This window comes from Propionivibrio sp., from assembly GCF_047602565.1.
Classification (GTDB): domain Bacteria; phylum Pseudomonadota; class Gammaproteobacteria; order Burkholderiales; family Rhodocyclaceae; genus Propionivibrio.
The window spans coordinates 2,480,726-2,498,675 of the sequence record NZ_JASGGX010000001.1 but is presented as its reverse complement, the minus strand read 5'-3'; the positions used below and the strand labels follow the sequence as shown (position 1 = coordinate 2,498,675).

Below are 17,950 nucleotides of genomic sequence, written 5' to 3'. Positions count from 1 at the left end.
GATTGAGGATACGAGATGAGTCAAGGAAACATTGTTCAGTGCATCGGCGCCGTGGTGGATATCCAGTTTCCGCGCGACGCCATGCCCCGGGTCTACGATGCGCTGCAGCTCGACGAATCCGAAGAGCACGGCGGCTGCGAGGCGAACCTGATGTTCGAGGTGCAGCAGCAGCTCGGCGACGGCGTGGTCCGGACGATCACCATGGGCTCCTCGGACGGCCTGCGCCGCGGCATGAAGGTGAACGGCACTGGCGCGCCGATCTCCGTGCCGGTGGGCGACGCCACGGTCGGCCGGATCATGAACGTGCTCGGCCGGCCGATCGACGAGGCCGGCCCGATCGCCACCGACGAACGCCGCTCGATCCACCAGCCGGCTCCCAAGTTCGACGAACTCTCCCCCTCGGTCGACCTGCTCGAAACCGGCATCAAGGTGATCGATCTGGTCTGCCCGTTCGCCAAGGGCGGCAAGGTCGGCCTGTTCGGCGGCGCCGGCGTCGGCAAGACGGTCAACATGATGGAGCTGATCAACAACATCGCCAAGCAGCACTCCGGCCTGTCGGTGTTCGCCGGCGTCGGCGAGCGCACCCGCGAAGGCAACGACTTCTACCACGAGATGAAGGAGTCGAACGTGCTCGACAAGGTGGCGATGGTCTTCGGCCAGATGAACGAGCCGCCCGGCAACCGCCTGCGCGTGGCGCTGACCGGCCTGACCATGGCCGAGCGCTTCCGCGACGATGGCCGCGACATCCTGTTCTTCGTCGACAACATCTACCGCTACACCCTGGCCGGCACCGAAGTCTCCGCGCTGCTCGGGCGCATGCCCTCCGCGGTCGGCTACCAGCCGACGCTGGCCGAGGAAATGGGCCGCCTGCAGGAACGCATCACCTCGACCAAGGTCGGCTCGATCACCTCGATCCAGGCCGTTCTACGTTCCGGCCGACGACCTCACCGACCCGTCGCCGGCGACCACCTTCCTGCACCTCGACTCCACCGTCGTGCTCTCGCGCGACATCGCGGCGCTCGGCATCTACCCGGCCGTCGACCCGCTCGACTCGACCTCGCGCCAGCTCGACCCGCAGGTCATCGGCGACGAACACTACAAGGTCGCGCGCGCGGTGCAGATGACCCTGCAGCGCTACAAGGAACTGCGCGACATCATCGCCATCCTGGGCATGGACGAGCTGTCGCCGGAAGACAAGCTGGTCGTTTACCGCGCGCGCAAGATCCAGCGCTTCCTGTCGCAGCCCTTCCACGTCGCCGAAGTGTTCACCAACGCGCCGGGCAAGTACGTGCCGCTCAAGGACACCATCAAGGGCTTCAAGATGATCGTCGACGGCGAATGCGACAGCATCCCCGAGCAGGCCTTCTACATGGTCGGCGGCATCGAGGAAGCGCTCGAGAAGGCCAAGACCCTCTAGGCGAAGGGAAGAACATGCCACTCAGAGTTCATGTCGACGTGGTCAGCGCCGAAGAGCAGATCTTCTCCGGCGAGGCCGAGTTCGCCGTGTTCCCCGGCGAGGCGGGGGAACTGGGCATCTTCCCGCGCCACGCGCCGCTGCTCACCCGCGTCCGGCCGGGCGCCGTGCGCCTGAAGATGCCGGACCGCGACGAGTTCGAACTGGTTTACGTCTCCGGCGGGCTTCTCGAAGTCCAGCCAACGCTGATCACCCTGCTGGCCGATACGGCGATCCGGGCCAAGGACCTCGACGAGGCCGAGGCGATCAAGGCCAGGCAGCGGGCCGAGGAAGCGCAGCGCAACCGCACGGTGGACGTCGGCTACGCCAGTGCCGAAGCCGAACTGGCCCAGTCGATCGCCCAGCTGCACACGGCCAGGAAAAACCGGAAAACGCGCTGACGCCCGTACTGTTCCGTATGTGATAAAAGCCGGCGGCCTCGCCGGCTTTTTTTATCCTTCAGGAATACCGTGCCTCGTCATGGATTCCCGATGATCTGCCGCGCTTTCTCCGGAAATGCCGCCAGAGCCATTCCTCATGGGGGGGCGAAATATCCCATCGTAGTGCCATGTCTTTATTCCTTCAAATTAGGAGAACTCCGATGGCCGGGCTGCTCATAAGCCCCGATACTGTCATATTTCATAATTCATAACCGCATGGCGGAAACGGATTCATCCGGTGGTCAGGGGGGCGCCATATGAAAAATTCTGTAAGAATGGGCGGATCGGCAGTAAATTCTATTGGAATATTCATCGATCCTGCATTCGTCGCGCCGCAGCCCAACGGTCTCGACTTCCCGGAAAACCGCAGATCGCCCGCCCTGCTCACCCGCTACTCATACGCCGTCACCCGGCAGGAAAAGAATCTTCGCCTGCACGTGCAGCGCATACGCCTCGCCGCCGCGCTCGATGCATCCGAAACGCTGGCCGAAGCGCTCGCCGACCTCTTCATCGTGCTGGGAACACAGGGACAAGCCTTGCGCGAACGGATGCTGGAGTACGCCAGGCCGCATATTCCCGAATGCTGGCAGGAGACGCTCAAGCGCGGCAGGGAAATCGATTCCCGCACCCCGCTGCCCGGACGCTCGCGGTTAACCCTCGGCCGGCAAGGCCGCAGCAACTTCATCGAATCCGTACGAAGGACCGTTGGCCAGCCAGCCAGCCAGCCAGCCAGCCAGCCAGCCAGCCAGCCAGCCAGCCAGCCAGCCAGCCAGCCAGCCAGCCAGCCAGCCAGCCAGCCAGCCAGCCAGCCAGCCAGCCAGCCAGCCAGCCAGCCAGCCAGCCAGCCAGCCAGCCAGCCAGCCAGCCAGCCAGCCAGCCAGCCAGCCAGCCAGCCAGCCAGCCAGCCAGCCAGCCAGCCAGCCAGCCAGCCAGCCAGCCAGCCAGCCAGCCAGCCAGCCAGCCAGCCAGCCAGCCAGCCAGCCAGCCAGCCAGCCAGCCAGCCAGCCAGCCAGCCAGCCAGCCAGCCAGCCAGCCAGCCAGCCAGCCAGCCAGCCAGCCAGCCAGCCAGCCAGCCAGCCAGCCAGCCAGCCAGCCAGCCAGCCAGCCAGCCAGCCAGCCAGCCAGCCAGCCAGCCAGGCGGATTGCATGTAATTTTATCCACAGCGGCCAACTCGCCGAAGCCTGCGCCCTGCTCGAGCAGTGGCTGCTGGAAACCCACGATGATCAATGGGAAGAGGGAGCACGCGAGCTGGCGCGTCTATATCGCCGGCTGGAAGACGGGCCGGCGCGTTCCCATGCGTGGTGGTATCGGCTCTGGAAAAAAAGAAAGGACAAGACACAACGCTGGTTAGACATCGTCGCCGGGGAGAACGCGAGATGAATACGCACGCCGCCAGCATGCAAGACCCCTCCGTACACCAGGAACGGCATCTTGCGCTCGGAGCGATTGGCTTCACGCAGCGCACGCATTCGATGCTGGAGAAAGTGCTGGGCTGCTACCGCAGGCCCGGCGTTTCGTTCGGGTTCAAGCCGCCGGATCAGGCCGACATCCTGCTGGTCAACGGCGACCTGCCCGATTCGGTCGCCACGCTGCAGCGCCTGCATGCCCAGCGTCCTCGGCCGACCGTGATCGTCGGCATGCGCAGAGGGGACACCTTCCCCGACGCCTGCTACCTGCCCAGTTCCCTGTCGTCGCAGGCGTTCATGCAGACGCTGTGGAATCTCGCGGACCAGTTGCAGACCGTCCCCCGCCCGGCCGCCGAACAGGCCATGCCGCCGGCGCCCGTCCTCGTCCCGAAAAAAGAGGGCGGAAACGCCGCCTCGGCCGCAGGCAGGGCGAAGTCCCATGTCCCGGCGCGAGAGGATGAACCGAAAGGCAATGTCACGCATGCGGCGGAACAGATCGAAGCCGACCTCGGCAAGCTGGAAAACCGGGGCGGTTATTTCCGCAACATCGACTTCCATGATCAGGCCCAGCTGAACAAGCTGTATTTCAACCCGGAGAATTTCCTCAGCCAGCACCTACGCACGGCCGTGCGGAAGCTTCCGGACAAGGCGGCCATCCTCGAAGTCAATATCGCGGGCCGCGTCCTGATCCTGGACTTCAAGCGCAACCGCTGGTCCGGCAGCCTCGACGAACACGCGCTGCGCGCGCTCTGCCTCGAACCGCTGCATGCCGCGCCGCAGTTGCGCCTGCTGCCCGAGCCGCCGCAAAACCGGAGCGCGGCGGGCGGCGGCCCCGGCGATGCGCCGAAGGAGGCGCGCAGCGATCGCGCCGAATTCATCCTGGCGCAGATCGGCCTGTGGTGCTCGCGCGGCCATCTGCCCCGGGACGTCGATCCCTTCGCGCCGATCCGGCTGCGCCACTGGCCCAACCTGCCGCATCTGCCGCGAACGTACGGCGCCATGCGGCTCGCGGCGCTGTGGACGCAACGCCCCTGCTCGCTGGCCGAAGCGGCGGAACGCACCGGGATATTGCAGCGACATGTCGTCGCCTTCTACGTGCTGTGCGACATGCTCGATCTGCTCGACGTCTCCCCGGTCCGCTCGTCCGCGTCCAACGCATCCCTGCCCGCCCGGGCGCCCGACGTCCGGCCGCCCGGCGACGAACAGCGCGGCTTCCTGCGCAAGCTCATGCAATTCGTCGGAGCCGTCCGCCACTGACCGGCGCATGCCCATACCACCACCCGTCATCCAGAGGAAAGCATGGACCAATACAAACTCATCTTCGCGGGACCCGTAGGCGTCGGCAAGACGACGGCCGTGGCGTCGCTCTGCCATGGGGAGCTGCTGACGACGGAGGCCTCCGCCTCCGACATGACGAAGCTGCGCAAGAACACCACCACCGTCGCGCTGGACTACGGCTGCATCGCGCTGCCCGATGGCGGACGCCTGCACGTTTACGGCACGCCCGGCCAGGAACGCTTCGACTTCATGTGGGAAATCCTGCGCGAAGGCAGCCTCGGGCTGATCTTGCTGATCGACAACAGCCGTCCCGCGCCCTTCAACGATCTGCACTTCTTCGTCAAATCCTTCCGCGAGTTCATCGCCCGCACGGCGCTGGTCGTCGGCGTCACGCGCACGGATGCGCATCCGCTGCCCGACCTGTCCGCCTACCGGCAGGAACTGGCGGGCGTCGGGTTTGCCGGCAGCCCGGTTTTCGAGGCCGACGCCCGCGTCCGCGAAAGCACCATGATGCTGGTGCAGGCGCTGCTCTACCAGCTCGATCCCCAGCTCGCCGGCTGACCAGCGCCGCGGCCATGTCCTACCGCCTCGACCTACGACCCGGCGAATGCCTGATGCCGACGCCGTCGGGCGTTTATCACGCCGCCTGCACCACGCAGCCGGAGCGCGTGCAACGCCTGCTCTTCATGCTGATGGAAAAGGAACGCCTCGCCAGGCTCGACGAGACGCTCGTCGCCGCCTGGGCGCGGGCGCTGCAAGCGGAGCCCGAAGAACTCCTGGGGCTGCTCTACACCCTGCAGCAGGCGGAATTCATCGAGACGCTGCCGCGGCCGCCGCAGGCGCCTTCCGGCGCGCTGGAAAAAGTGCTGCCGCCGCTGCTCAGGCAGCTGTCCAGCACCGGCTGCGCGCTCCTGACGGATCGCCAGGGCCTGTACATCGCCAACACCGGCTTCACCCACGAAACCGCCGAGGAACTCTCCGCCCTGGGCGCGGACCTCGCCGCGCTGCATGCCCGCCACGGCTACCTGATCAACAACAACCTCGGGCTGCGTTCGAACGCCTGGGGGCTGCTCTTCGCAGACGGCGGCAGCCAGCTCGGCTTCTGGTCGCTGAACATTGGGCGGACCGAATTCAACCTCATCGTCGGCGGCGTGCCCTACCTCAACCAGCGGGCATTCCGCGATCTGGTGTGGTCTCTGAGCTGGCGGTACAGCCAGCAGAGCTGACAATTTTCCAACCCCGCGCATTTATTTATGACGAGTGCGCGATGCATCCCGCAAGAGCAGTGTCCGAGCAACCCTGTCATATAACTCAAAAGGAGAATCAGCATGCGTCAAGACATCTTCACTTCCATCCTCAGCGAACTCAACGGCAGTTCGGCCGACATCGAAGCCTCCGCGGTCATCTCCACCGATGGCCTGATCATGGCGTCCCTGCTGCCCGCGGGGCTGGACGAAGACCGCGTCGGCGCGATGAGCGCGGCGATGCTCTCGCTGGGCAGCCGCATCGCCAAGGAACTGGCGCGGGGCGAACTGGACCAGGTGCTGGTCAAGGGCGAGAACGGCTACGTGCTGATGACCAGCGCCGGCAGCGAAGCCGTCCTCTCCGTCATCGCCAAGCCGCAGGCGCGGCTGGGATTGATCCTGCTCGACGTGAAGCGCGCTTCGGCGTCCATCAAGCAGGTCCTTTAGGGAGGCGCTGATTCGTCATTCCGGCGAACGCCGGAATCCAGGAAGCCAACGCACTGGACCCCGGCTTTCGCCGGGGCGACGAATAAATCGGTGTTTCCTTGGCGCGATCCGCCATCGGGCCGCCATGACGGCCCGATGGCTCGCCGCCGGGGGGCGTGCCGCCCCGTTTTCCGATCCATGTTTTCCAACCCGCAAAGAAGGGCCAAGCCATGACCAACGAAACGCTCAATTATCTCAGTGTCTGTCCGCACGACACGGCCAAGAACCAGGTCAGCTGGTTCACGTTCAACACCTACCTGCAGCGCAAGCTCGACGTGCGCCTCCGTTTCGAGCCGAAGGACAGCATCCTCGCCGAACGCGAGGCCGTGCTCGCCTCGCCGCACCATGTCGTCTATGCCAACCCGTTCAGCGCCTGCCGCTTCGCCAGCCAGGGCTACATTCCCGTGGCGCGGCCGGCCGGGCTGAACGACGAGGCGCTACTCGTCTGCCTGACCGAGACCGATCCGGCACAGCTCGCGCGGCCGGTCAAGATCGCCAGCGCTAGCGACCAGATCATCATCCATCACCTGGGCCTGACGCTGCTCGACTCGCTGGGCCTGTCCGCCGGCGACACGGAGTTCGATTTCTGCGGCAATCACATGAATGCCGTCAAGGCGCTGATCAACTGCAGCGCGCAGATGGCCTTCGTCTTCAACGAGACCTGGAACGGCCTGAACGCCACCACGCGCGGCGGCCTCAAGGTGGTGAAGGAAACCACCGGGGGAGCGGCGTTTCACTGCTTCATGGTTGGGCCGGAATGGCAGGACAAGGCGGCCGCCGTGCAGGCCGTGCTGTGCGGGATGACCGACGATCCGGCGGGCAAGAGCATTCTCGACGAACTGGGTTTCCAGGGGCTGGAGGCGATCGACTCGCATGCACTGGATAAACTGCGTCAGCTGGTGCCGTAAAGCGCCACAGCACATGCGTGGGGTCGCCGCCGGGCGACCCCTTTCTTCCAAGTTTTATTTTCTTCGCCCGCGTTCCGTTACTGCCGGCGCCGTGCCGCTTCGAGTGCGTCGATGCGCCGTTCGAGCTGCGCCAGCCGGGCGGCTGCCGCGCCGACATCGTGCGAGAAGCGGTCGGCGTCGCGCCGGCCGACGAGCGTCGGGCGCTCCTCGACGAGGTACTCCGCCGCGTTTTCCGCCACGTTGCGCGCCAGTTCCCGCTGCCAGTTGACGCAGCGCCGGCCGAGGCGGGTCAGCCGGTGCGCGGCGATGTCGCCGACGAACGCGGCCAGATCGCTCTCCACGTCCCAATGCAGGTTGCGCAGCACGAAGCCGAGGCTGTCGGCCAGATCGGCCGGGCCGCGGATGTGCGCCAGGGCCATCAGCGCCGCCGCGTCCATGCGGCTGCCGAGCAGGCGGAGCGGGGCGTCGGCCGGCAGGGTGAGGGTCACGGCGGCGGTGGCGTCGCGCGCCGCCGCCGCGAAGCCGCCGTCCTCGGTGATCGTCAGTTCGAGCGCCAGGGGCGGCGCTTCGAGGCGCACGGTCTGTCCGGCGAAAGGTTGCAGGCGCGCCAGCGCCCAGTCTTCCCCGGCGAGCAGGTGATTCAGCGCGGCGGGAAAGATGCCGGGAAGCACGCCGGAAAGCATGGCGGCGGACTCAGGCCTGCTGGATGCCGGCGACCGCCCAGCCGCGCGAATCGTCGACCGGCTTGCTCAGGTTCCATATCTCGTCGAAGGCCTGCGCCGGCCCGTCCTCAGTCTCGCGGATCAGGCCGTTGAAGCGCACGCTGGCGATGTGCCGGCCGCCTTCGGTGGCGACTTCCAGCAGCTCGGCGTTGAGCGTGACGACGTCCGTCCTTTGCCGGGCGTTGCCGCGTTCGTCCAGCTGCAGCTTGATCTCGGCGAAGACCTCGGGCGTGACGAATTCGCGGATGTCGTCGAGATTGCCGGCGTCGTTGGCCGCCTGGAGGCGGACGAAATTGAGCTTGGCCACGCGCAGGAAGGCATCTGCGTCGAAGCCGGCGGGGAGCGCCGGGGACGCGGCATGGGGCCACGCCGGTGCGCCGCCGCCGGCGGGCGACGCGGGCGACACGTCCGGCGGCGCCATGGGCGGCGGCCGCACGGCGCCCTCGGCGCCGGCGTAGCGCATCGGCGGCGCCTCGGCGGGCGGGCCGCGCCGCGTCAGCAGTCTGAGCACGAATACCGCGGCCATGGCCAGCGCGGCGAACACCAGCAGGTTGCCGAGCCCTTCGCCCAGGCCGAAATGCGAGAACAGGGCGCCGAGGCCGAGGCCGGCGGCCAGTCCCGCCAGCGGCCCGAGCCAGCTGCGCTTGGGCGTGGCCGGCGCGGGGGCCGGGGTGGCCGGCGCGGGCGCGGCCGGCGCGGCTTGCCGGTACGGCACGGGCGCGGGACGGGGCGCCACCGACTGGCGCTGCATCCCGAACGAACCGCCGCCGCCGAGCCGCTTGGCCTCCGCCTCGCCGGCGCTCAGGCCGACGGCCAGGCAGGCGACGAATACGGAAAACAGGACGGTCGTCAATCGTTTCATCGTTCACTCCTATGGAAACCGTCTCGAAAATGGCAGCGCCCGGCGCCTTTTTCAAGACCGTTTCTCAGAATTTGAATCCCCGGTGCAGGGCCACGACGCCCAGCGCCAGATTGAAATACTCGACCTTCTCGAAGCCGGCCTGTTCCATCATGGCGCGCAGCGTTTCCTGGTCGGGATGCACGCGGATCGATTCGGCGAGGTAGCGGTAGCTGGCTTCGTCCCGGGTGACGAGTTCGCCGAAGCGCGGAATGACCTTGAAGGAGTAGAAGTCGTAGAGCGGCGCGAGCGGCTTCCAGACGTGCGAGAACTCCAGCACCAGCAGCCGGCCGCCGGGGCGCAGCACGCGGTACATCTCGGCCAGGGCGCGGTCCTTGTGGGTCATGTTGCGCAGGCCGAAGGCGACCGACACGCAGTCGAAATAGTCGCTGGGGAAAGGTAGCTTTTCGGCGTCGCACTGCGCCGCCGGCAGCAGGACGCCCCGGTCCGTCAGGCGGTCGCGCCCGTGGGTCAGCATGGCGTTGTTGATGTCGGTCAGCCAGACTTCCCCGCTCTTGCCGGCGCGGCGGGCGAAGGCCCGCGACAGGTCGCCGGTGCCGCCCGCCACGTCGAGCACGCGCGAGCCCTCGCGCACGCCGCTGCGGTCGATGGTGAAGGCCTTCCAGAGCCGGTGCAGGCCGCCGGACATGAGGTCGTTCATCAGATCGTAGCGTTGGGCGACCGAGTCGAAGACGCCGGCGACGCGCCGGGCTTTGTCGGTTTCGGCGACCTGTTCGAAACCGAAATGGGTCTGGTTTTGCGTGTCCATGTTTAGTGCCTCGCTGAGCGATGGTTCGCGGGCGGCGCGTCAGCGCGCGCCGGGGCCGCACTTCGGCGCGGGCGCCGGGGGAAGTTCGGGGCACTCGGCCGGATCGCGGCTGCCGCCGGCGGCGGCGAGCCGGTCGAGATAGGCCTGCCACAGTTCGTCGCGATGCGCGCCGAGTCCGTGCAGGACGTCCCACGAGTACAGCCCGCTTTCGTGGCCGTCGGAAAACACCGGGCGGATCGCGTAATTGCCGACCGGCTCAAGGCGCAGGATGTCCACGTCGCGCTTGCCGATCTGCAGTTTTTCCTGCCCGATGCCGTGCCCGCGCACCTCGGCGGAGGGCGAGAACACGCGCAGGAACTCGTAGCTCAGCTCGAAGCGGTCGCCGTTGTCGAAGGTGATTTCGAGCAGCCGCGATTTGCTGTGCAGCTTGATCTCGACGGGGATCGGGGTTTCGGGGCGCAATCCAGCCATGGTCGGGCTCGCTGGGTTCGTGGGAAAGGGAAGCTATCATAGCTCAAAAGGCGGCGCCGGTTTCCGGCGCTCCGCAGCGCCGCGCCTCGTCCGGCGGCGCTTGCGCACGGGCGGACCTGTCATCAAACTGTAACCCGTCCTTAATAAACTGGGAGCGTGAAAATCATCGAGAGCGTTCATGCAATGCCAGCCACGATCCTTGTCGTCGAAGACGAACCCGCGATCCAGGAACTGATTGCCGCCGCCCTGCAGCACGCCGGGCATCGGGTGATGCGCGCCTTTTCCGCCGAGGAGGCGGCCGGGCTGGTCAACGCGACCCTGCCCGACATGGCGCTGATCGACTGGATGCTGCCGGGCATGAGCGGCATCCAGTACGCGCGCAAGCTGCGCGGCGACGAACGGACCCGCGACCTGCCGATCATCCTGCTCACCGCGCGCGGGGAGGAGCAGGACAAGGTGGCGGGCCTGGAGGCCGGCGCCGACGATTACCTGACCAAGCCGTTTTCGCCGCGCGAACTGGCGGCGCGGATCAAGGCCGTACTGCGCCGCCGCGCGCCGCAGATGACCGAGGACTGCGTCGAGGTGGACGGCCTGCGCGTCGATCCGGCGACGCACCGGGTGAGCGGCAACGGCCGCCAGCTCGAACTGGGGCCGACCGAATTCCGCCTGCTGCACTTCTTCATGACGCATCCGGAGCGCGTCTTCAACCGCACCCTGCTGCTCGACCAGGTGTGGGGCGACCACGTGTTCGTCGAGGAGCGCACCGTTGACGTGCATATCCGGCGCCTGCGCGCGGTGCTCGAAACGACGGGGCACGACCGCCTGATCCAGACGGTGCGCGGCAGCGGCTACCGTTTTTCGGCGCTGCCCGGTTGAGCGCGGGCGGCGCCGGCGCATGAGGCCGCTCTGCGTACGCACCTTCTGGTGGCTGCTGGCGCTGGTCTGCCTGGTGGTGCTGCCAGTGCGGGCGGCGTTCGGCGCGACGTGGAGCCTGGTGGCCTTGAGCGGCGGCCTGGCGCTGCTGCTCGCCTGGCACCTGTTTTCCCTGGCGCAGCTGCTGGATTGGCAGGACGGCCCGCTCGACGCGCCGCTGCCGCGCGGCCGCGGCATCTGGGAGATCGCCTTCGCCGGCCTGCACCGGCGGGTGCGCCTGCGCCTCGGCCAGCAGCGCTCGCTCTCCGAGACGCTGGACCGCTTCATGCGCGCCTTCCAGGCGCTGCCCGACGGGGTGATCGCCTTCGACCGCAACCAGCACATCGAATGGATCAACGCGCGGGCCGAGGTGCATTTCGCGCTCTCGGCGCTGACCGACCGCGGGCAGGCGCTGACCAACCTGATCCGCCAGCCCGATTTCGTCGCCTACCTGGAAAGCGGCCGCTTCGACGAGCCGCTGATCTACCGCGACGGCCGGGTCGAGGGCCTGGTGCTGATGCTGCAGGTGATTCCCTACGGCGACGACCACCGCCTGATGGTGTCGCGCGACATCACCCAGATCGAACGCCTGGAAACCATGCGCCGCGACTTCATCGCCAACGTCTCGCATGAACTCAAGACGCCGCTGACGGTGGTCGCCGGCTTCTCCGAGATGCTGGTGGACGGCTACGAGGAGTACAGCGACGCCGAGGTCCGGCATTACCTGTCGCTGATCTGCGAACAGAACGGGCGCATGCAGCGCCTGATCCAGGACCTGCTCACGCTGTCGGCCCTGGAGTCGGGCGGCGGGCTGGCCGGCGAGGAGCGCATCGAGATCGAGCCGATGCTGCGCAGCCTGCTGGATGAAGCGCGGGCGCTGTCCGGCGGCAAGCACGAGCTCACGCTGGCGGTCGAAACGCCGTCGGCGCTGGCCGGCTGCGCCAGCGAGCTGCGCAGCGCCTTTGGCAACCTGGTCGGCAACGCCGTGCGCTACACGCCGCCGGGCGGGCGGATCGACCTCGTCTGGCGCGTGCGCCAGGGGGCCGGCGAATTCGCGGTGGCCGACACCGGCATCGGCATCGCGGCGCAGCACGTGCCGCGCCTGACCGAACGCTTCTACCGCGTGGACCGCAGCCGTTCGCGGGAAACCGGCGGCACCGGGCTGGGGCTGGCGATCGTCAAGCACGTGCTGACGCGCCACCAGGCGACGCTCGAAATCGAGAGCGAGCCCGGCAAGGGCAGCCGCTTCACCGCCCGCTTCCCCGCCTCCCGGCTGCTGGCCTAGCAGGGCTCGAAGCCGACGCGCTCGAAGTCCGGGCCGAGGTCGAGCACGTTCTTCAGGCGGACGCGCCAGGCCCCGTCGGTGAACACCTCGACCACCCGCCCCGGCCGGAACCAGCCGGCCGGCAGCACCAGCGAGCGTTCGGCGTCGGCCAGCGCGGGCAGCAGGAAGGCGCGCCGGTACAGCTCGTTCGGCTCGCCGGCCGGATCGACCGGCCGCGCGCAGACCGCCACCGGCAGGCCCGGCAGGGCGCGGATGCCGGCGATCAGGCCGCCCTTGCTTTCCTGCATCAGCCAGGTCGCCTGGGCCAGCAGGAAATGCCCGCTGTCGTGCGGGCGCAGGGCGAGCAGCTGGCCGTGCGCCATCTTCCGGCCGCTGACGCTGCGCATCAGGCGGAAGCCGTTGGCCGACTGGTTGACCACTTCCCAGGTATCCACGCAGTAGGCCGCCTCGATCTGCTCCTGCCGGATCTGCAGCGCCTGCTGCGGGTTTTCCTGGAAGCGGAAGGAAAACAGGCTTTCGAAGTCGCCGCGCGAGTAGATGCGCACGTTCTCCGGCTGCTGGAACTCCCGGCCCGAGATGAAGTAGTGCATCTCCTCGAAGCCGGTGCATACCTGGGTGATTCCCGAGGTGGCGTGGCGGCGGAACTTGCGCGCGGCGCGCGCCTGCGACCACTGGCGCGCCAGGTGGTCGAGCAGGCGGGCGCACTGCGGCGGCGTGCAGTCGTTGCCGAGGGCGAGCTGGGACGGCGGTACGCGCTGCCGCAGCTGCTGCCGCACGTGGCCGATCTGGAAGGCCAGGCGCGAGGTGTCGAGGCGCCGGATCTGGTCGGTGTGCAGGCATTCGGCGACCGGGCGCAGGGCCACGTCCTGCATCAGGTTGACCACGAACGGCGGCAGCGTTTCGCCCACGGCGACCGGATGCAGGCCGACCAGCGCGGACCAGGCGGCCGCCCAGCGCCGGACCAGCGCCTGGTCGCGCAGCCCCAGGCTGTAGCTGCCGGCCATGTCGCACAGGATGAAGGACAGGTAGGCGGCGGCGCAGTGCGTGTTGCAGGCCTGCGCTTCGAGCACGTCCGGCACGGCCACGGTCGCCAGGTGTATGTCCTCCGCCGTGCCGTAGTAGCCGTGCAGGTCGAGCCACAGGCCCCATGGCACTTCCCGGCGGGCGCGGTGATGTTCGAGGATGGCCATGCCGGTGAAGTGGAGGCAGCGGTGCAGCAGCGTGGCGAAGCGCTCGGGGGGCGATTCCGGCGAGCTTCTTTCGGCGCAGTGCGCGTAGGCCTTGGCCGTCTTCAGGCGGAGCAGCACCACCTGGCGGAACCAGGCGTCCTCGGCGTCGCCGAGCGGGATGGGCTTGTTGAGATAGCGCTTGGCCAGTTCCTCGGCGACGAAGGTGACCGGCAGCCGCACGTGTTCGAGCAGCCGGAAATACGTTTCATGATCGGGCGGCGCGGCGAGCAGGCCGTCGAGAATCCGGTCGAGGTCCTGGAACGCCGCCGGCGGATTGGCGAGCGGAATGCGCGCGATGATCTCGCTGCCGGTCTGGAAGTCGGGAAAACTGATGGCCATCGGTGAGAAAGCGCTCATGGCGGCGGAACGGAGAGTGGACGAAGCGCCAAAGGCAGGCGACGCGCCACACTAGGGCCGCGGGCGCCTGCTTTCAAGGAAAAAAATCACGTTCCCCGCGTTCCGGAGCTACAGCAGCACCCGTTCGATGCCGCCGGCGTTGGCCTTGGCCACGTACTCCGCCAGCCAGTTGCCGCCGAGCAGGTGCCGGGCCATCTCGACGACGATGTAGTCGGCCTGCGTGCCGGCGTCGTCGTTGAAGCGCGACAGGCCCTGCAGGCACGACGGGCAGGAAGTGAGCACCTTGACCTCGCCGGCGAACGGCGCGCCGTCGCCCGCGTCGGCGGCGCGCAGCCGGGCGACACCGTGCTCGATTTCCTCCTGCTTGCGGAAGCGCACCTGGGTGGCCACGTCCGGGCGCCCCATGGCCAGCGTGCCGGCCTCGCCGCAGCAGCGGTCGGAAAGATCGACGCGCTGCCCCATCAGCGCGTTGGCGACCTTGATGCCGGGCATGGTCTTCATCGGCGTGTGGCAGGGGTCGTGGTACAGGTAGCGCACGCCCTGCACGCCGTCGAGCTTCACACCTTTCTCCAGCAGGTATTCGTGGATGTCGAGCAGGCGGCAGCCGGGGAAGATCTTGTCGAATTCGTACTTCTGCAGCTGGTCCATGCAGGTGCCGCAGGAGACGATCACCGTGTTGATGTCGAGGTAGTTCAGCGTGTTGGCGACGCGGTGGAAGAGCACGCGGTTGTCGGTGGTGATCTTCTGCCCCTGGTCCGAGTCGCCGGCGGCGATCTGCGGGTAGCCGCAGCACAGGTAGCCGGGCGGCAGCACGGTCTGCGCGCCGACCGCGTAGAGCATGGCCTGCGTGGCCAGCCCGACCTGCGAGAACAGGCGTTCCGAGCCGCAGCCGGGGAAGTAGAACACGGCGTCGCCGTCGTAGTCGGGCGCGGCCACCTGCTGCGGGTCGCGGATCACCGGCACGACGGTGGCGTCCTCGATGTCGAGCAGCGCGCGCGAGGTGCGCTTGGGCAGGCCGCCGGGCATCGGCTTGTTGACGAAGTGGATGACCTGCGCGCGCACGCCCGGCTGGCCGAGCGTCGCCGGCGGCCGCCGGGTCTGGCGCTGGATCAGGCCGAAGGTCCTGGCCAGCCGGTGCGCCAGGCGCTGGCCGGGATACGCCAGCGTGGTCATCAGCTTGCGCGCGATGCGGATCGTGCCGGCGTCCTTCATGGTCAGGAAGGCCATGGCCAGTGCCTTGCCCGGCACGAACTTCTTCTTGCCCTGCTCGCGCAGGAAGTTGCGCATGGCGATCGACACGTCGCCGAAGTCGATGTCCACCGGACAGGGCTTGAAGCACTTGTGGCACACCGTGCAGTGGTCGGCGACGTCGTTGAACTCGTCGAAATGCTTGAGCGAGACGCCGCGCCGCGTCTGCTCTTCATAGAGGAAGGCCTCGATCAGCAGCGAGGTGGCGAGGATCTTGTTGCGCGGCGAGTAGAGCAGGTTGGCGCGCGGCACGTGCGTCGAGCACACCGGCTTGCACTTGCCGCAGCGCAGGCAGTCCTTGATCATCGTCGAGATGCGGCCGATCTCGGATTGTTCGAGGATCAGCGATTCGGTACCGAGCAGCGAGAACGAGGGCGTGTAGGCGGCGGCGAGGTCGCTGCCGGGCATCAGCTTGCCCTTGTTGAAATGCCCGTCGGGGTCGATGCGCGCCTTGTATTCGCGGAACGGGCGGATTTCCTCCTCGCTCAGGAATTCGAGCTTGGTGATGCCGATGCCGTGCTCGCCGGAGATCACCCCGTCGAGCGCGCGGGCCAGGTGCATCACACGCTCGACCGCGCGGTAGCCCGTTTGCAGCATCGCGTAGTCGTCGGAGTTGACCGGGATGTTGGTGTGCACGTTGCCGTCGCCGGCGTGCATGTGCAGCGCGACGAAGACGCGGCTGCGCAGCGTCTGCTTGTGGACGGCGTCGATGCGTTCGAGCACCGGGCGGAAGATGCTGCCGTCGAAGATGGTTTCCAGCTGCGGGCGCAGCTCGCGCTTCCACGACACGCGCACGGAGTAGTCCTGCAGGCGGTGGAACAGCGTCGGCGACGGCGCCTTGTTGGTCAGCGGTCCGGCCTCGACGCCTAACACGGCGAAGCGCGCCTCGGCGTCGGCGAGCGGCAGGTCGAGGCCGTCGAGCAGCCACTGCCAGCGGGCGCGCGCGGCGGCCACGGCCTCCAGCGCGGCGGCGCGGCGGTCGCCGATCAGCACGGCGTGGTCGATGTCCGAATCGGTGCTGCGCAGCGGCAGGTCGCCGTGCAGGAAGGCGGCGAGGTTGTCGCACAGCGCCAGCTTGTTGCGGATCGACAATTCGATGTTGATGCGCTCGACGCCGTCGCAGTAGTCGCCCATGCGCGGCAGCGGGATGACCACGTCCTCGTTGAGCTTGAAGGCGTTGGTGTGCTTGGAGATGGCGGCGGTGCGCGAGCGGTCGAGCCAGAATTTCTTGCGCGTGTCGGCATCGACGGCGATGAAACCCTCGGCCGAGCGCAGGTTGCACAGGCGCACCACGGCCGCGGCGGCGGCCATCACCTTGGCCTCGTCGTGCCCGACCACGTCGCCCATCAGCACCATCTTGGGCCGGCCGTGGCGCTTGGCCTTGGTGGCGTAGCCGATGGCCTTGACGTAGCGTTCGTCGAGGTGTTCGAGGCCGGCCAGCTGCACGCCCTCGGCGTGCCCGGCGCCGCCCGGCTTGAAGTAGTCGGTGATCTCGACGATCGCCGGCACTGCCTCGCGCACCTGGCCAAAGAACTCCAGGCAGACGGTGCGCGTCACCGGCGGCATGCGGTGCAGCACCCAGCGCGCGGCGACGATCAGCCCGTCGGTGCCTTCCTTCTGCACGCCCGGCAGGCCGGCCAGGAACTTGTCGGTGACGTCCTTGCCGAGGCCGGCCTTGCGGAAGGTGCGGCCGGGGATTTCGAGCAGCTCGGGTTCGCCGCGCGGCGTGGCGCCGTCCTTCCCGAACCGGCGGATCTCGAAGCGGACCAGCTCCTGCTCGTGGATCTTGCCGAAGTTGTGGCCGAGGCGCGTCACCTCCATCGGTAGGCCGTCAGTATCGACCATCTTCCACCACGCCAGGTTGTCGAGCGCGGTGCCCCACAGCACGGCCTTCTTGCCGCCGGCGTTCATGGCGATGTTGCCGCCGACGCACGAGGCGCTGGCCGAGGTCGGATCGACGGCGAACACCCGGCCGGCGTCCGCCGCCGCTTCGGCCACGCGCTCGGTGACCACGCCGGCGCCGGTGCGGATGGTGGCGTACGGCCGGTCGCAGCCGGGCAGCGTCAGCTCCTCGACCGGGCCGAGGTCGATCAGCTTCTCGGTGTTGATCACCGCCGACAGCGGCGTCAGCGGCACCGCGCTGCCGGTGTAGCCGGTGCCGCCGCCGCGCGGGATGAGCGTCAGGCCGAGCGCGATGCAGTCGCGCACCAGCGGCGCGATCTCGTCCTCGGTATCCGGATGGAGCACCACGAAGGGGTATTCGACGCGCCAGTCGGTGGCGTCGGTGACGTGCGAGACGCGCGCCAGCCCGTCGAAGGCGATGTTGTCGCGGCGGGTGTGGCGCGACAGCGTCTTCAGCACGCGCTGGCGCAGCGCCGCCGTCTCGTCGAAATGGCGGGCGAAGGCGTCGACCGCGGCGTGCGCGGCGGTGCACAGGTCGAACACCCGGGCGTTGCCCATGCGCCGCTTGTCGATCTCGCGCAGGCGGTGGCGCAGGGCCTCGATCAGCGCGGCGCGGCGCTCGCGGTTGGCCAGCAGGTCGTCTTCCAGATAGGGGTTGCGCTGTACCACCCAGATGTCGCCGAGCACCTCGTAGAGCATGCGCGCCGAGCGGCCGGTGACGCGCTGGCTGCGCAGTTCGTCGAGCACGGCCCAGTTCTCGGGGCCGAGCAGGCGGATGACGATTTCCCGGTCGGAGAAGGAGGTGTAGTTGTACGGGATTTCCCGCAGGCGAGCAGTCATGGCGGCGGTGCACAGGCGTGTTGCGAAAGCGGATTCTAACGTATCCGGGGGGCCGCATCGGCGCGCGCTTCGAGGCAACCGTACGCGCGCCGTGCCACCGG

16 protein-coding genes and 1 pseudogene are annotated in these 17,950 nt (G+C 68.1%); 9 read left to right on the top strand and 8 right to left on the bottom strand.

The features are described from left to right. Positions 1-15 precede the first annotated feature (15 nt). Both atpD and QM701_RS11640 read left to right on the top strand, forming a co-directional pair. Positions 16-1,417, top strand: a pseudogene (gene atpD, locus QM701_RS11645) (F0F1 ATP synthase subunit beta). 14 nt (positions 1,418-1,431) lie between these two features. Beyond that, positions 1,432-1,854: a F0F1 ATP synthase subunit epsilon gene (locus QM701_RS11640; RefSeq protein ID WP_415167222.1), complete on the top strand. Its 423-nt coding sequence runs from the start codon at positions 1,432-1,434 to the stop codon at positions 1,852-1,854. Between the two features lie 434 nt (positions 1,855-2,288). On the opposite strand, the gene QM701_RS11635 is transcribed toward QM701_RS11640, so the two are convergent. Further along, positions 2,289-2,426 carry a hypothetical protein gene (locus tag QM701_RS11635; RefSeq protein WP_415167221.1) on the bottom strand — a complete coding sequence of 46 codons (138 nt, stop codon included), beginning with the start codon at positions 2,424-2,426 and terminating at the stop codon, positions 2,289-2,291. Positions 2,427-2,543: 117 nt separating this feature from the next. Continuing rightward, positions 2,544-3,041, bottom strand: a complete 498-nt coding sequence (locus QM701_RS11630; RefSeq protein WP_415167220.1) for a hypothetical protein — start codon at positions 3,039-3,041, stop codon at positions 2,544-2,546. 229 nt (positions 3,042-3,270) lie between these two features. Here QM701_RS11630 and QM701_RS11625 point away from each other — a divergent pair, with 229 nt between their 5' ends. From QM701_RS11625 to QM701_RS11605, 5 genes are all read left to right on the top strand, one after another. Continuing rightward, entirely contained in the window at positions 3,271-4,557 is a 1,287-nt protein-coding gene (locus QM701_RS11625; protein WP_415167219.1) for a hypothetical protein, read from the top strand. A gap of 42 nt (positions 4,558-4,599) precedes the next feature. Next, a complete protein-coding gene (locus QM701_RS11620; RefSeq protein WP_415167218.1) occupies positions 4,600-5,139 on the top strand; it encodes a GTP-binding protein in 540 nt (179 codons plus the stop codon). A gap of 14 nt (positions 5,140-5,153) precedes the next feature. Beyond that, positions 5,154-5,804 (top strand): hypothetical protein, encoded by a 651-nt coding sequence (locus QM701_RS11615; RefSeq protein WP_415167217.1) that lies wholly within the window; start codon positions 5,154-5,156, stop codon positions 5,802-5,804. 102 nt (positions 5,805-5,906) lie between these two features. Next, positions 5,907-6,269: a roadblock/LC7 domain-containing protein gene (locus tag QM701_RS11610; RefSeq protein WP_415167216.1), complete on the top strand. Its 363-nt coding sequence runs from the start codon at positions 5,907-5,909 to the stop codon at positions 6,267-6,269. Positions 6,270-6,478: 209 nt separating this feature from the next. After that, positions 6,479-7,216, top strand: a complete 738-nt coding sequence (locus tag QM701_RS11605; RefSeq protein ID WP_415167215.1) for a PhnD/SsuA/transferrin family substrate-binding protein — start codon at positions 6,479-6,481, stop codon at positions 7,214-7,216. A gap of 77 nt (positions 7,217-7,293) precedes the next feature. On the opposite strand, the gene QM701_RS11600 is transcribed toward QM701_RS11605, so the two are convergent. From QM701_RS11600 to QM701_RS11585, 4 genes are all read right to left on the bottom strand, one after another. Continuing rightward, a complete protein-coding gene (locus QM701_RS11600) occupies positions 7,294-7,899 on the bottom strand; it encodes an SCP2 domain-containing protein (RefSeq protein WP_415167214.1) in 606 nt (201 codons plus the stop codon). Between the two features lie 10 nt (positions 7,900-7,909). Further along, positions 7,910-8,800 carry a Tim44 domain-containing protein gene (locus tag QM701_RS11595; protein WP_415167213.1) on the bottom strand — a complete coding sequence of 297 codons (891 nt, stop codon included), beginning with the start codon at positions 8,798-8,800 and terminating at the stop codon, positions 7,910-7,912. 64 nt (positions 8,801-8,864) lie between these two features. Beyond that, positions 8,865-9,605 carry a bifunctional demethylmenaquinone methyltransferase/2-methoxy-6-polyprenyl-1,4-benzoquinol methylase UbiE gene (gene ubiE, locus QM701_RS11590; protein WP_415167212.1) on the bottom strand — a complete coding sequence of 247 codons (741 nt, stop codon included), beginning with the start codon at positions 9,603-9,605 and terminating at the stop codon, positions 8,865-8,867. A gap of 39 nt (positions 9,606-9,644) precedes the next feature. Beyond that, positions 9,645-10,076 carry a gamma-butyrobetaine hydroxylase-like domain-containing protein gene (locus tag QM701_RS11585; protein ID WP_415167211.1) on the bottom strand — a complete coding sequence of 144 codons (432 nt, stop codon included), beginning with the start codon at positions 10,074-10,076 and terminating at the stop codon, positions 9,645-9,647. 183 nt (positions 10,077-10,259) lie between these two features. Here QM701_RS11585 and phoB point away from each other — a divergent pair, with 183 nt between their 5' ends. Both phoB and phoR read left to right on the top strand, forming a co-directional pair. Continuing rightward, positions 10,260-10,952 carry a phosphate regulon transcriptional regulator PhoB gene (gene phoB, locus QM701_RS11580; protein WP_415167210.1) on the top strand — a complete coding sequence of 231 codons (693 nt, stop codon included), beginning with the start codon at positions 10,260-10,262 and terminating at the stop codon, positions 10,950-10,952. Positions 10,953-10,971: 19 nt separating this feature from the next. After that, a complete protein-coding gene (gene phoR / locus QM701_RS11575; protein WP_415167209.1) occupies positions 10,972-12,273 on the top strand; it encodes a phosphate regulon sensor histidine kinase PhoR in 1,302 nt (433 codons plus the stop codon). Here the strand turns inward: phoR and QM701_RS11570 are convergent. Continuing rightward, the gene (locus QM701_RS11570) at positions 12,270-13,859 is read right to left on the bottom strand and encodes a hypothetical protein (protein WP_415167208.1); all 1,590 of its coding nucleotides are present in this window, start codon (positions 13,857-13,859) and stop codon (positions 12,270-12,272) included. The genes phoR and QM701_RS11570 overlap by 4 nt on opposite strands. Positions 13,860-13,967: 108 nt before the next feature. Beyond that, a complete protein-coding gene (locus QM701_RS11565) occupies positions 13,968-17,849 on the bottom strand; it encodes a DUF3683 domain-containing protein (RefSeq protein WP_415167207.1) in 3,882 nt (1,293 codons plus the stop codon). Positions 17,850-17,950: the final 101 nt, after the last annotated feature.